Origin of the sequence: Leyella stercorea DSM 18206, assembly GCF_000235885.1 — a bacterium.
GTDB lineage: Bacteria > Bacteroidota > Bacteroidia > Bacteroidales > Bacteroidaceae > Prevotella > Prevotella stercorea.
The window spans coordinates 109,469-124,327 of sequence record NZ_JH379446.1; the positions used below are offsets into that span (position 1 = coordinate 109,469).

Consider the following 14,859-nt stretch of genomic DNA (forward strand, 5'->3'; position numbering starts at 1 on the left):
TTTATTTCTTCAGCATCTTCTTGCCATTCTTGATGACGATGCCTTTGTATGTATCGTTTACGCGCTGACCGCTTACGTTGTACATGTAGCCGTCGCGTGCAACATCGGTCTTCACTGCGTTGATGCCAGTCGGAGTGAACGAGCCGTCGAAGTCGAGCACTACTACCGAGCCGTTAGCACCGGTGAGTGTAGCTACGTTGTCCTCTACAGCCACTTCCTTCAGCTCGTTGTCTACGTAAACCTTAGCCTTAGCGAGGTTCTTGTAGTGAACGCGCATTGTCTGTCCCTGGTTGTTGGTGAGTGTGACGCGTGTAGCCTCGCCGTTCTTCCAGTCGATGCTTACGGTTACGTCGCCTACAGCCTTCATGCCGTGCATGTGACCTTCGGTCCAAGCTGACGGGAGAGCCGGCAGGATGCGGATAAGACCTGAGTTGCTCTGCATAATCATCTCGGCGATGCCGGCGCAAGCACCGAAGTTGCCGTCGATTTGGAACGGAGCGTGCGAGTCGAAGAGGTTGTAGAACACGCCTGCACCACCGTTACTGTGAGCGAGGGCGTTGTTGAGGATTGTGCGGGCGTGGTCGCCGTCGAGGGCGCGTGCCCAGAGGTTCATCTTCCAACCCATTGACCAGCCTGTAGCACCGTCGCCACGAAGCTTCATTGAGTTGACTGCTGCGTCGAAGAGCTCTGTACCCGGCTCAATCTGTGAGAACGGATAGAGACACATGAGGTGCGACATGTGGCGGTGGCCGTTCTCACCTCTTGTATATGTGCTGTACTTCCACTCGCGCAGAATCTTTGTACCTGTAGGTATAGCCGAACCGAAGTAGCCTGTGTATGTCTCTGTAGCAAGACCCTTGTCGAGTTTAGAGAAGCGATCCTTGAGCGTAGTGAGGTCGGTAGCCGACACCTCTGCATCGTCGCCGAGCACGTCGATAGCAGCGAGAGTGTTGCTGAAGAGGTCGTAAACGAGCTGCTGTGCGTGTGCAACGCCATTCTCCGACTCTGGTCCGTGCTCCGGCGACCACTCGTTCGGGCACTCGTATGTGCCGTCAGAAGCCAGTTTGAGGCGATCCATCCAGAACTGCGATGCTGAGAGCATTGCCGGGAACACGCGCTTCAGATACTCGCGGTCGAGTGTGTAGCGGTAGTGCTGCCAGAGGTGTGTAGTGTACCAAGCGTTGGCGATAACGTAGTTGTTCTTGAATGCGCTCACACCGCCGAAGATGTTGTTCTCGGTGAAGCAAGTCCAACCGCGATCCTGACCCTGCAGCTTAGCCCACTGCTTCCACTGCGGCTGCTTCTCTGCCATCGCCCAGATGTAGTTGAGGAACGGCAGGTGCATCTCGCTGAGGTTTGTAGGCTCAGCCGGCCAGTAGTTCATCTGTACGTTGATGTTCGAGTGGATATCCGAGTTCCAAGCCACGCCGTTGATGTTGTTCCAGATACCCTGGAGGTTCGACGGAGAGTCGACACCGCGTGAAGAAGAGATCTCGAGGTAGCGGCCGTAAGCGAAGTAGAGCTGCTCGAGCATGAGAGCGTCTGCGCCACGACCACTGTTGTATGTGTCGATAAGACGGTTGGTTGTCATATCGTTCTTGGTACCAGCGAGGTCGAACTCGCAACGGTTGAAGAAGCTCTGATAGTCGGCTACGTGCTCTGCGTAGAGGTCTTTCCACGACTTAGCAGCAGCTGCTGCCACGCGGTCAGAAATAGTCTGAGCCAAAGCCGATGTGTTCTTTGTATATGTGCTCTCGTAAGCGTCGAAGTCGGTGCCACCACCGAGCACAACCATGATTTCGTCAGCACCGATAACCTCGATACCCTCGTCGTCGGTTGTCATTGTGCCGCCTACCGGCACTACCTTCATGCGTGCGTTGTAGCTGATAGTCTCAAGCTTGCCGCTGAATGTGCCTTCGCCGTCAGCGTATGTCGGGTCGGCTGTGATTGAGCCTGCAGCCATTGTGAAGCGGAAGCTGAGCTTGCCGCCCTTGCTTGCTGTGTAGTGAGCCACTACGACGCGTGCAGGGTTGGAAGCGATGTACTCGCGTGTGTACTCAACGCCGGCTGCCGACTTGAACATTGTCTTGCCTGTAGCTGTGGTGAGGTCGAGCAAACGAACGTAGTTAGAAGCTGCCTTGTCTGTGGTAAGACCGAACTCGCCGCTGAGGTCCTTAGCGTAGATAGAGCCGAAGTTCTCGTACTTGCCGTAACCCTTGCCGCCCTGTGATGAGCGTGCTGGTGTGCCGCTCCAGAGAGTTTTCTCGTTGAACTGAATCTCGTCTCTGTACACGCCGCCGAAGAGGCAAGCGCCGAACTGTCCGTCGCCGATAGGCAATGCGTACTCCATCCAGTTAGAGTAGCCCTGACCACCGCTGTAGAGCTTAGCTGTTGTAGCCGGCTCAGTATACCAGAGTGTGAGTTTGTTCTCAGGCTTGAAGGTCATCGAACCTACTGTCTTGTAGTCGGCTGCACCGAGGTCGGTATCGGGCTTCACGAACACAACAACGTTGTTCTGGTCGTTGGTCTTCCAGAAGCCGATCGAGTTGCCGTCGCCTGGGTCGCCCCAAAGGTTCACGACGTTGTAGCCCGACTTAGAGTTGGCAACGATCTCCCAGCCCGTGCCGTTGTCTGTGTTCGGAGCCACCTGCAGCTTGAAGCCGCCAGGCTGCTCTGATGTGCTCGGACGCAACGGGTTAGGGTTAGCAGCACCAGTAGAGGTAGCGCCAAGGCTCTGCGAGCTAACCACGATGTACTGTCCGTCCTTGTTCTGGAACTGGAAGTTGTTCTGCGTTCCGACGAGACGCCACTGCTGTGAGCTTTCGCCACTGCCTGCGTAGAGGCGGATGCAGTTGTCAGAACTTACTGACATCACCTTCTCGTTACGCAGAAACTTAACGTAATAGTAAGTACCACCATCGCCCGATGTCACGAACTCCGGTGTCTTAGGAGCCGCCTTCTTTGAGGCAGCAGCACTCGTGCTCTGCACGCCCACGAAGAGGCACGCAAAGAGTGCGACAAAGAATAAAGTAATTCTTTTCATTGTAGATTGGTTTATAATGTAATTTTAGTTATTACAGATTGGTTGTAGATGTAATTCGCTATTACAGATTGGTTTATAGTACGCTGCAAAGTTACTGCTTTTTATTGAATTACAGCACATTTCGCACAAAAATATTTAGGCTGCTTTGTTGGTGCACTTGTCTCAAGTGCACCAACAAAGCAGCAAAAAGAGAGTACCCATACCCTCCTCGAGTTACCCTTTTGCTTCGGGGTAAGAGATGCGGGTGTGATAAATCGACTTGAGACGCTCGATGAGCACGAGCTTGGCGAGGGCGAGGTCGCGGAACGTGATAGGACACTCCTTGAAGAAGCCCTCGTCGACATCGCTGTCGATGATGCGGTTGACGAGCGTAGAGATGCTCTCCTCCGTGTACTCCACGAGCGAGCGCGAAGCAGCCTCAACGCCATCAGCTATCATAAGGATGGCCTGTTCGCGTGTGAACGGGTTAGGACCAGGATACTGGAACTGCGTTATATCCACCTCTTGGTCGGGATGTTCGTTCTGATACTTTATATAGAAATACTTCGTAGCACCACGACCATGGTGCGTGAGGATGAAGTCGCGGATGAACGTCGGGAGGTTTGCCTTCTCAGCCATGCGCACGCCCTCGGTGACGTGGCGCATCACGATGCGCGCACTCTCTATGTACGACATCTTGTCGTGCGGATTGACACCCGCCTGGTTCTCGGTGAAGAATACGGGGTCCTCCATCTTACCTATGTCGTGATACAGGGCACCGGTACGCACGAGGAGCGAGTCGGCACCTATCTTATTGGCTATCTCTGCTGCGAGGTTGCCCACAGTGATGGAGTGCTGGAACGTACCCGGTGCCACCTCCGAGAGGTCGCGCAGCAGTCCGCGGTTGGTGTTCGAGAGCTCGAAGAGCGTGACGCTCGACACGAAGCCGAACATCTTCTCCACGACGTACATAAGCGGATAGCAGAGCAGCAGGAACACGCCGTTCACGGCGAAGTGGTAGTACATATCGGTGTCGATGAGCGAGAGGTCGTTGCTCTGCATCATCTGCATAGCCATGTAGATGAGTGCACTGCCCACAGCCACGAGCAAGCCCGTCTTGAACACCTGCGCACGGCGTGTCAACTCGCGCAGCGAGTAGATAGCCACGAGTCCGGCTACGAGCTGGATGATGATAAACTCGTACTGGTAGCGCACGGCAGCGGTACAGATGAGCACCATCGTGACGTGGCAGACGAACGCCGTGCGCGAGTCCATAAACACACGCACGAACATCGGTGCCATAGCCAGCGGCAGGATGTAGACGCTGAGGAAGTTGTGGCTCACCATGAGCGACACGAGCACTGGGAAGAGTGTCACCAGCGTGTAGAGCATGGCGATAGAGCGCGGCTTGCCGAAGTAGTCGCGGCGGAAGAGTCCGAGGTAGATGGTGAAGAGTGTCACAAGGATGGCGACGAACACTATCTGTCCGATGAGCATCACCATCTGCTCGCTCTGCGACGCGCTGCGCCGTTGCATCTCGCGCTCGAACGAGTTGAGCACACGGAAGGTATATTCGTCGACGATGTCACCACGGTCGATCACCTTCTGTCCGCTCATCACCATCCCGCTGGCAGGCGGTATCGATGAGAGGAGGTCGTTGCGCTCGGTCTCCGAGCGACTCTTGTCGTACACAAGGTTCGGCTCGATATAGTTGTTGAGGTTGCAACGCTGCAAGAGGGGGCGTTGCTGCGCAATCACGTCGTCGGTGAAGAGCTGCTCGTAGGCAGAGAGCGTAGAGTAGAACTCCGACAGGCGTATGCTCTGCGCCTTGTTGCCGCTAACGATGCGCACCTCAGTGGTAGAGTCGCGATATATCTCGTTGTACGCCGGCGTGTCCATGATGCCACGCTGATAGAGCATGTGCAAGCGGTTGGATATCACCTTCACGTACACCAGTGGCAAACCTGGGATGCCATTACGGTAGTCGTCGACAAAGCGCTTCACCATCTTTGCCTCCACCGTATTGTCATAATTATAGTACGGCTGGAAGGTTTCGAGCAGCGAGTCCTCCTGCGCCTTAATCGTAGCATCGGTCTTATACACCGGAAAGTCGAACTTCGCGATGAACGAGCCGTACATCCACGGCTTACCCACGTCGTACTTATAACGCTGACGCTCATTATGTGGCAACGCCCACACTATCAGTGCCACCGTCACAACGACGAGCAGCACGCGCACGAGCAAGCTGCGCCACGAAAACTTTTTCCATTGATTATATCTATTCATAACTTTTAGGTGTTTTGTTCTTAGGAAAGTGCAATATTACAAAAAAAATCACAAAATACGAAATAATTGCACTACCTTTGCATCGAAAACAAAAAACAACAGAACAAATATGTCAGATAGAAAAGTGAGGGTGCGCTTCGCACCAAGTCCTACGGGAGCGCTGCATATCGGTGGCGTCCGCACAGCATTGTACAACTATCTCTTCGCACGTCAGCACGGCGGCGACCTCGTCTTCCGCATCGAGGACACCGACTCCAACCGCTTCGTACCGGGTGCCGAAGAGTACATCATCGAGTCGTTCCGCTGGCTCGGCATCAAGTTCGACGAAGGCGTAAGCTTCGGTGGCGAACACGGTCCGTACCGACAGAGCGAGCGTCGCAGCATATATAAGAAATATGTAGAGCAGCTCTTAGCTGCCGACAAGGCTTACATCGCCTTCGACACGCCCGAGCAGCTCGAGGCTAAGCGTGCCGAGATACAGAACTTCCAGTACGATGCACGCACACACGGTGAGATGACCAACTCGCTCACACTGCCAAAGGAGGAAGTGGAGCGTCGCATCGCCGACGGCGAGCAGTACGTAGTACGCTTCAAGGTAGAGCCGGGCATCGACGTACACATCGACGACATGATCCGCGGACACGTCGTCATCAAGAGCGACATCCTCGACGACAAGGTGCTCTACAAGAGTGCCGACGAGCTGCCTACATACCACTTGGCTAACATCGTCGACGACCACCTCATGGAGATAACGCACGTAATACGTGGCGAGGAGTGGCTGCCCAGCGCACCGCTTCACGTGCTGCTCTACCGCGCATTTGGATGGGAGGACACCATGCCTACCTTCGCCCACCTGCCGCTGCTCCTGAAGCCCGAGGGCAAGGGCAAACTCTCTAAGCGCGACGGCGACCGCCTTGGCTTCCCAGTGTTCCCGCTCGAATGGCACGACCCGAAGACGGGCGACGTTTCTTCGGGCTATCGCGAGAGCGGATACTTCCCCGAAGCCGTTGTCAACTTCCTCGCGCTGCTGGGCTGGAACCCTGGCACAGAGCAGGAGCTCTTCACGCTCGACGAACTCGTAGAGGCATTCGACATACACAAGTGCTCTAAGGCAGGCGCACGCTTCGACTATCAGAAGGGCATCTGGTTCAACCACGAGTACATGCTGAAGAAGTCGAACGAGGAGGTAGCCAACCTCTTCGCACCCATCGTAGCCAACAACGGTGTTGACGAGACGATGGAGCGCATCACCCAGGTAGTGGCTATGATGAAGGACCGCGTCAACTTCGTGAAGGAGTTGTGGCCCCTCTGCTCATTCTTCTTCATCGCTCCGACGGAGTACGACGAGAAGACCGTGAAGAAACGTTGGAAGGCAGACTCAGCAAAGGTGATGGGCGAGTTAGCAGACGTGCTCGAGGGCATCGACGACTTCTCGGTAGAGGGTCAGGAGCCGGTAGTGATGAAGTGGGTTGAGGAGAATGGCTACAAGCTCGGCGACGTGATGAACGCCTTCCGCCTCACACTCGTAGGCATCGGCAAGGGTCCGGGCATGTTCGACATCTCGGCGTTCCTCGGCAAGGAGGAGACCCTCAAACGTCTGCGTAAGGCCATCGAAGTGCTCGGCTAACATAGGAGGGTATGGCATCCCTGCCATACCCACGTACCCACTGAGATAATCTCCCACAGAATTCGCAGAACACACAGAACCTTCTACTGAGAAATTCTCCCACAGAATTCGCGGAACACACAGAACCTTCTGTCGAGATATTCTCCCACAGAATTCGCGGAACACACAGAACTTTCTGCTGAGATATTCTCCCACAGATTTCACAGATTTACACAGATACTTTTAGCAAGAAGGTTCTGTGTACTCTGTGAAATCTGTGGGAGTTTTTATATATACTAACTTAAAGGCTATCAAAGTGCTCGGCTAACATAGGAGGGTATGGCATCCCTGCCATACCCACGCCGCAACTGAGATAATCTCCCACAGAATTCACGGAACACACAGAACCTTCTGCTGGGAAGAGGCTCCCACAGATTTCACGGAACACACAGAACTTTCTTGCTGAGAAGAGGCTCCCACAGATTTCACAGATTTACACAGAGACTTTTAGTAAGAAGGTTCTGTGTGCTCTGCGTATTCTGTGGGAGTTTTTATATACTAACTTATAGTGTGAAATCTGTGGAAAACAACCAGCGCACCAACCAAACAATAAGCACACCCATCAGGGGGTGCAGCGGTCTCCGCTACACCAACAAAGTAAACGGTGTACCTCTTGCTCGGTTGGTGCACTTCTTGCTCTGGCAAGCGGCAAAGCCGAGCGGAGACAAGTGCACCCCCTTGAAGGCACACAAAACCCGTTTTTCAAAGTGTTGTACGCAATGGATGCCATACAATTCCTACTGCAACTGCGCGATGGTATTACGCACGCGCTCCGCCGAGGTGTACATCAGCGTGCCCTCGTCGGCATCCTTCGCGCCCATATACACGTCGGGGTTGATATACTCCATGCGGCTCTTCACCGGCACACGCGCCGAGAAGTGGAACTCGCAAACGCCTGTGGCATCGGCAATATGCTTGATGTTCGTCTCCGTAACACCGCAGCCAGCGAGGATAATGATGCGGGCGGCTGCCAATGCGTTCAGCTCTTTCAGCAGTGGCACACCTTCGAGTGCTGTGGGCTGCTGACCCGAGGTAAGGACGCGGTCGACGCCAAGCTCGATGAGCTGCGCGAGTGCACGGCGCGGATCGTTGCAGCGGTCAAAAGCACGGTGAAAGGTGACGGACATGCCCTGGGCAGCCTCCACCAGCTGGCGGTTGGCTTCCATGTCGAGCGTTCCGTCGGCACACAGACAGCCTATCACCACGCCGTCGACACCCAACGCCTTACACATCTTTATATCCTCCACCATGCGCTCCACTTCAAGCGGAGTGTAGAGGAAATCGCCGCCACGCGGACGGATGATGACATGCAGGCGCGTAGTGGTGAGCACACGACGCGCCACCTTTATCTCGCCATACGACGGCGTGGTGCCGCCCTCGGGGATGCCGGCACACAGTTCAACACGGTCGGCACCGCCTTCCTGCGCTGCCAGACAACTCTCTACGCCGTTGGCGCAGACTTCAAATCTATATTTCTCTTTCATAATTATCTAATAGGAGGGTTAGCTTGGTCGGTGCAGCAGAGACTGCTGCACCCCCTTAGGAGGGTGCGTGGGGTGCTTAGGGCTGCGTGGGTATGGCAGGGATGCCATACCCCCTAATGGATGCAAAAGTAATGCTAATGTTTCAATAAGCAAAGAGAAATGCGGGAATTGTGCTACGTTGCCAAATATTATTGCTAACTTTGTACATCGTATTAACTGAAGTTGTTGTGGTGAGATGCTGAGATGCTGACATTAGCAATGCAAATCTCACAACTCACCATCTCAACACCTCAACACCACAACACCTCAACACCTCAACATCACAACATCTATAACAAACAAATCATTATGAACAAATCTTTTATTCTCTCGGCAGTTCTCTGCCTCTCGTCGCTCTTCGCTTCGGCAGAAGAAGCCTCCACTCCACGCAAGCAACTTGCACCGAAACCGCCAATGGGTTGGATGACATGGAACCTCTTTCAGGGAAACATCAACGAGCAGCTCATACGCGAGACAGCCGACGCTATGGTCGAAGGCGGATTTCGCGATGCCGGCTACGAATATATCTTCATCGACGACCTCTGGCAGGGCGGACGCGACCGACAGAACAACATCATTCCCGACCCTGAGAAGTTCCCGTCGGGCATAAAGGCACTCGCCGACTATGTCCACTCTAAGGGACTGAAGCTCGGCATCTACTCGGATGCGGCGCAGCTCACCTGCGGCGGATGGACAGCAAGCTTGGGCTTTGAGGAGCAGGACGCACGCACCTTCGCATCATGGGGCATCGACTATCTGAAGTACGACTACTGCAACGCGCCTGAAGACAGCGCAACGGCACGCCAACGCTACCGCACTATGGCTGACGCGCTGCAGAAGTCGGGCCGCGACATCGTGCTCGGCATCTGCGAATGGGGTCAGCGCCAGTGTGAGGAGTGGTGCGAGGAAGTAGGCGGACAACTCTGGCGCACCTCGTACGACGTGCGCGACATGTGGAAAGACATCGTGAAGGAGGGTGGCATGGGCATTCTCGACATCGTCAACATCACGGCACCGCTCGCCAAGCACGCACGTCCGGGACAATGGCCCGACATGGATATGCTCGTGGTTGGTCTGCGCGGAACGGGCGGACCATCGAGCGACCTCGGTGGCGTGGGATGTACTCAGACCGAATACCAAACACAGATGAGCATGTGGTGTATGCTCTCGTCGGTGCTCGCCATGACCAACGACCTGCGCAACGTGTCTGACGACGACCGCCGCATACTGCTCAACAAGGAGATTATCGCCATCAATCAGGATGCTCTCGGCAAGGCTGCGGAGCGCATCGTGAACGAGCCGACGCAGCAGGTGTTCGTGAAACCGCTTGCCGACGGTTCGCACGCCGTGGCTATACTCAATCCGTCGGACGCAGCACAGCGCGTGAGCCTCAACTTTTCAACCGTCGGGCTCAACGGCAAGTACACCGTGCGCGACGTTTGGCAGCACCGCGACATAGCCAAGCGTGCCAACAAATGGAAGGGCACAGTGACTGCGCACGAGACAAAGGTTTTTGTGTTACGCTAACTGAAAGCCAAGAAAACAAAAGCGCACCAACCATAAGAAAACGGCAAAGTTACATAGCAGGGCTTTTGCTTGAAGAATGGCAAAAGCTGATAATGGGTCCTACAAATTAGTACTACAGTTTTGAGACTAATTTTTAGGACCCACCTACATCTTCTTTATCGTATAACAACCTTACGGCTGCCCTTAATATAAATTCCCTTACTTGGTCTAAAGACTCTTTCACCTTGCAGGTTGTACAAATACTCTGTTTGGATAATATCGTCGGCAACACGTCCGATAGATGTTGTATTTGTCAGGAAATCCTTGTCTGTAAATACAAGTTCACCTCCCTCGTAACACTTCAATATACGTGAACATATTCTAAAAGTAGGTATAGGAATTCTCGGAGCCAATCCATTGTCATCGTCACAGCCTATTCCTTCTACCCAATAAAAATATTTTCCTATTTTTAATCGTTTACGACGCACGCCATAAGCTTCCACATAATCTACGTCTGTAACCACCTCGCCTACACGAGTGGCAACATCGCCTTTTTTCAAATTGAAGTCTAAAATTAAAAGTATATTTTCGCCCTCAACATCAAAATCATATTTTCTGAAAACCTGTCCGTTTTCTTCATAAGCCACAAAATAAGAGATTTTTTGCTCATTTTTAGGTACCGAATCAGTGTATTCCTTTTTGAGCTTCTTAAATATTCTACCTTCCTCTACAGACTCTCCACACACAGTTATATAGTATGGCCACTTTCCGTCTGCGCCATCAGGCGAACCTTCTATTTCCAACATACAAAGCCACTCTTTACCATCTGTAAGCATTGGCTTATATTCTTGAGCGTATGCTATGCTAACAAAAGCCCAAAGTACAAATACTAAGATTTTTTTCATACGTATTTGTTTTTATGTCATTTGAAATTTAAACACCATATATCCATTATTTTGTTTCGTTGAAATGGAACACGCCGTCTTCGGGCAGCGTGTACTCCGTCACTTCAAAGTCGAGCTCGGGAAGGGTTTCCTTCTCGAGCTTGAATGGTATTTGGGAGGTATGCACGCGCTCCACCCTCACGACGGCTACGCCTTGCGCAAGGATGCCGAGTTCCCGGGCAGCACGATAAGAGAGGTCGATGATGCGTCCGCGTCCGTGCGGACCGCGATCGGTGACACGCACGATGACTTGTTTGCCGTTGCGCTCGTTGGTGACGCGCAGCAGTGTGCCGAAGGGATAGGTGCGGTGGGCGCAGGTAAGACTGTCGTGATGCAGGCGCTCACCACTACTTGTGCGCGAGCCCGTGGCACGTTTAGAATAGAACGAAGCCTTGCCTGTCTGCGTTTGAGCGCAGACAAAGGCAAGGCTTATTGTTGCAAGAATTACTAATATTGTATTTCTTTTTTTCACTTATAATTCAGATGTTTATACTTCTGACTCTTGACATTATACTATGCCTTGAGCCATCATAGCATTAGCAACCTTCATGAAGCCAGCGATGTTTGCACCGCGAACGTAGTCGATGTAGCCATCAGCACGCTTGCCGTACTTCACGCACTGCTCGTGGATAGAGTGCATGATGTAGTGCAACTTCTCGTCAACTTCCTTCTCGCTCCAGCTCAGACGTATAGAGTTCTGTGTCATCTCCAAGCCTGATGTAGCCACGCCACCAGCGTTGACTGCCTTACCAGGAGCGAAGAGCTGCTCGGCAGCTACGAACTTGTCAACAGCCTCAGCTGTGCAGCCCATGTTAGACACCTCAGCAACGCACAACGGCTTCTGAGCAAGAATCATGTCGGCATCGGCACCGTTGAGTTCGTTCTGTGTAGCGCATGTGAGGTAGATGTCTGCCTTAACCTCCCAAGGCTTCTTGCCTGCAACGAACTTAGAGCCTGGGAACTCGTCCTCGTAAGGCTGGCAGATATCGTTGCCTGAAGAGCGGAGCTCGAGCATGTAGTCGATCTTGTCGCCTGCGATGCCTGCTTCGTCGTAGATATATCCGTCAGGACCAGAGATAGTGATAACCTTACCGCCGAGCTCTGTAGCCTTCTTCGCAGCACCCCAAGCCACGTTGCCGAAGCCAGAGATAGCGATTGTCTTGCCCTTGAGGTCGAGACCGCGTGTAGCGAGCATCTGCTGTACGAAGTAGAGTGCGCCGTAACCGGTAGCCTCAGGACGGATGCGTGAGCCGCCGAACTCCAAGCCCTTGCCTGTGAGCACGCCCTGATACTGGTGTGTGAGCTTCTTATACATGCCGAAGAGATAGCCAATCTCTCTGCCGCCTACGCCGATATCACCTGCCGGAACGTCCTCATCAGGACCGATGTGGCGATAGAGCTCTGTCATAAATGCCTGACAGAAGCGCATTACTTCTGCGTCTGAACGGCCGCGGATAGAGAAGTCTGAACCGCCCTTGCCACCGCCCATAGGCAATGTTGTAAGCGCATTCTTGAAGGTCTGCTCGAAACCGAGGAACTTCAGGATTGAGAGGTTCACTGACGGGTGGAAACGCAAGCCGCCTTTGTACGGACCAATGGCACCGTTGAACTGAACGCGATAGCCGATATTTACATGTACTTCGCCGTTGTCGTCTGTCCAAGGAACACGGAAAGTGATGATACGCTCCGGCTCTACAAGACGCTCGATAAGCTTTGCTTTCTCGAACTCTGGATGCTGGTTGTAAACGTCCTCAATTGAAATAAGAACTTCGCGTACTGCCTGCAAATACTCGGCTTCTCCCGGGTGCTTAGCCTCGAGATCATGCATGATTTTCTCTACGTTCATAGTATAAAAGGTTTTTTAGTTGTTAATAGATTCTTTCGTTGTTTTTAAATATCGTCTTCAGCTGCACCGACGCTTATGGCGTTATGTAACTAAGACTGCGCAAATATAGATTTTTTCGGCGTACCGACCAAATAAAACCAAGAGTTTTTCTGCTTTTTCACTTTCTTTTAGACAGTAAAAGTTGTGTGTTCGCAAACAATAACCTCAACGTTAACGCAGTAGCTGTTGATATTTTGGCATCGTTCACCGAACGCAATCTGATTGGACGGCGGACGCGAACCGACTGGATGGCGGACGCAATCTGATTGGGCGGCGGACGCAAACTGACCGGACGGCGGACGCAATCTGACCGGACGGCGGACGCGAGCGGTGGCACGCTCCCACTACAAGCAACCGATATGTAGACACTAAAGAACCGAAAACTCCAACAAACACATTGCACGATACGATACCCATTTGTGTACATTTTGCTCATTTGAACACAAACCGACTAACAAGTTGTAGGTATTTTGTATGTCATTTTGTAAGAAAGGCTGCCAAACCTTTTATTCCTAAATCTTAATAATGTATCTTTGCATAGAATTTCTTTTTTTACAATTCTTTGTACACATTATTATAACCAATTAAAAAATATGAGAAAAAAGTACACTTTATCAAGGATCGGGGCAGTTGCACTGTTAGCGAGCTACGCATTCGGTGGTGCAAATGCTCAGGTCAGAGCTACGCAGCAATCTGCCCCAAGCATTAGCAACACAATTATGCGTGTGGCATCCGAGGATGGTCGGAAGCTTTGGGGCAATGTACTCTTCGACAACAGGTGGGCCAGTATCAGCCAAGACTATTACGCTTACGGATGGTATGAATTTATGGCTAAAGACCCCATAAAGGTTAAGCAGCTATATGTTGAAGACTTCTTCCGTGCTACGGGCAGTGGAGCATGGATTGGCAACAATCTCTACTTCATCATGTATCAGAACTTCTGGGGTGTTGATATGATATACTATTATAAGTATAACACAGACACGTGGGAGAAACTTGCAGAAAAGTCGATTGACAACAAATCGTTCATAGCCAACGAAACGGCTATTGCGCCCGATGGTTCGACGGTATATGGCGACTTCCTCAATTCGGAAGGAAACGGCGACGAGCTTTGCATTGTCGACTACGAGAAGATGACGCGCACCAAGATTGGCGACTTGCGCCACTCGTATGTAGCAATGGGTGTGACCAAGCAGGGCGTGCTTTATGGTGTAGCTACCGACGGCAACCTCTACAAGATAGACACCAACACAGCAGCAGAGACCTATATAGGCTCAACGGGCAAGCAACTGAAGCTGAGCGATGGTAGCTTCTACTACCAGAGTGGTGAGATAGACCAAAAGACCAACACCTTCTATTGGGCGTGTGTAGAAGCCGACAAGAAGTCGACGCTCTACACTGTAAACCTCACCGACGCAAGTCTGTCGCTTGTTGGCGATTTCGAGGGTCAGAACATGATAACAATGCTCTCTATCCCGAAGCCTGCAGCCGAGGATGGAGCACCTGCCATTGCCGAGAACCTTACATTCGACTTCAAGAACGGCTCGCTCACGGGCGATGTTTGTTTTGATGTGCCCACAAAGACGTTCGCCGGCGATGAACTCAACGGCGATATCACCTATACCATCACCGACGGCACCGACACCCTTGCCGAGGGTAAGGCAGCAGCTGGCAGCAAGGTACGTCAGAGCGTGACGCTGAAAGGCAATGGCAACGTGAACTTCATCATCACTCTTGCCAATGAAGCAGGACCGAGCCCACGCCTTCTTGGCAGCAAGTATGTCGGTATGGACAAGCCGAAATCGGCTCAGAACGTAACTACCACCATCGACCAGAACGGTAAGGTGAACGTCACATGGAGCGCACCTACAGAAGGACTCTACGGGGGTTATATGGGCGACATAAAATATAACATCGTGAGATACCCTGAAGGAAAGATTGTGCAGGAAGGCTACGCCGGCACATCCTATACAGAGACGCTTCCTTCCGATGCCGACAAGAGGGCGTGTCAAAACTCCCAATATAAA

8 protein-coding genes and 1 pseudogene are annotated in these 14,859 nt (G+C 52.5%); 3 read left to right on the forward strand and 6 right to left on the reverse strand.

What is annotated here, in order from left to right; genetic code table 11:
• Position 1: 1 nt before the first annotated feature.
• Together HMPREF0673_RS09370 and HMPREF0673_RS09375 are read right to left on the reverse strand one after the other, a co-directional pair.
• Positions 2–3,043 carry a glycoside hydrolase family 95 protein gene (locus HMPREF0673_RS09370; RefSeq protein ID WP_007901402.1) on the reverse strand — a complete coding sequence of 1,014 codons (3,042 nt, stop codon included), beginning with the start codon at positions 3,041–3,043 and terminating at the stop codon, positions 2–4.
• A gap of 213 nt (positions 3,044–3,256) precedes the next feature.
• On the reverse strand, positions 3,257–5,308 hold the full coding sequence (locus tag HMPREF0673_RS09375) for an HD family phosphohydrolase (RefSeq protein ID WP_007901404.1): 2,052 nt from the start codon (positions 5,306–5,308) through the stop codon (positions 3,257–3,259).
• A gap of 109 nt (positions 5,309–5,417) precedes the next feature.
• Here HMPREF0673_RS09375 and gltX point away from each other — a divergent pair, with 109 nt between their 5' ends.
• Positions 5,418–6,935, forward strand: coding sequence for a glutamate--tRNA ligase (gltX, locus tag HMPREF0673_RS09380; RefSeq protein ID WP_007901406.1), 1,518 nt, complete (start codon positions 5,418–5,420; stop codon positions 6,933–6,935).
• A gap of 776 nt (positions 6,936–7,711) precedes the next feature.
• Here the strand turns inward: gltX and HMPREF0673_RS09385 are convergent.
• Complete coding sequence (locus tag HMPREF0673_RS09385) at positions 7,712–8,458, reverse strand: copper homeostasis protein CutC (RefSeq protein ID WP_007901409.1); 747 nt, start codon at positions 8,456–8,458, stop codon at positions 7,712–7,714.
• Positions 8,459–8,806: 348 nt separating this feature from the next.
• Here HMPREF0673_RS09385 and HMPREF0673_RS09390 point away from each other — a divergent pair, with 348 nt between their 5' ends.
• Positions 8,807–10,024 carry a glycoside hydrolase family 27 protein gene (locus HMPREF0673_RS09390; RefSeq protein WP_040596727.1) on the forward strand — a complete coding sequence of 406 codons (1,218 nt, stop codon included), beginning with the start codon at positions 8,807–8,809 and terminating at the stop codon, positions 10,022–10,024.
• 155 nt (positions 10,025–10,179) lie between these two features.
• Here HMPREF0673_RS09390 and HMPREF0673_RS09395 read toward each other — a convergent pair whose 3' ends face one another.
• From HMPREF0673_RS09395 to gdhA, 3 genes are read right to left on the reverse strand one after another with little or no spacing between them, the layout of a single operon-like run.
• On the reverse strand, positions 10,180–10,908 hold the full coding sequence (locus HMPREF0673_RS09395) for a hypothetical protein (protein WP_007901413.1): 729 nt from the start codon (positions 10,906–10,908) through the stop codon (positions 10,180–10,182).
• 46 nt (positions 10,909–10,954) lie between these two features.
• Positions 10,955–11,419: a septal ring lytic transglycosylase RlpA family protein gene (locus tag HMPREF0673_RS09400; protein WP_007901414.1), complete on the reverse strand. Its 465-nt coding sequence runs from the start codon at positions 11,417–11,419 to the stop codon at positions 10,955–10,957.
• A 36-nt stretch (positions 11,420–11,455) separates the two neighbouring features.
• A complete protein-coding gene (gene gdhA, locus HMPREF0673_RS09405; RefSeq protein WP_007901419.1) occupies positions 11,456–12,793 on the reverse strand; it encodes an NADP-specific glutamate dehydrogenase in 1,338 nt (445 codons plus the stop codon).
• Between the two features lie 764 nt (positions 12,794–13,557).
• On the opposite strand from gdhA, the pseudogene HMPREF0673_RS09410 reads away from it, so the two are divergent.
• Positions 13,558–14,859, forward strand: a pseudogene (locus HMPREF0673_RS09410) (choice-of-anchor J domain-containing protein); the annotation flags it as partial.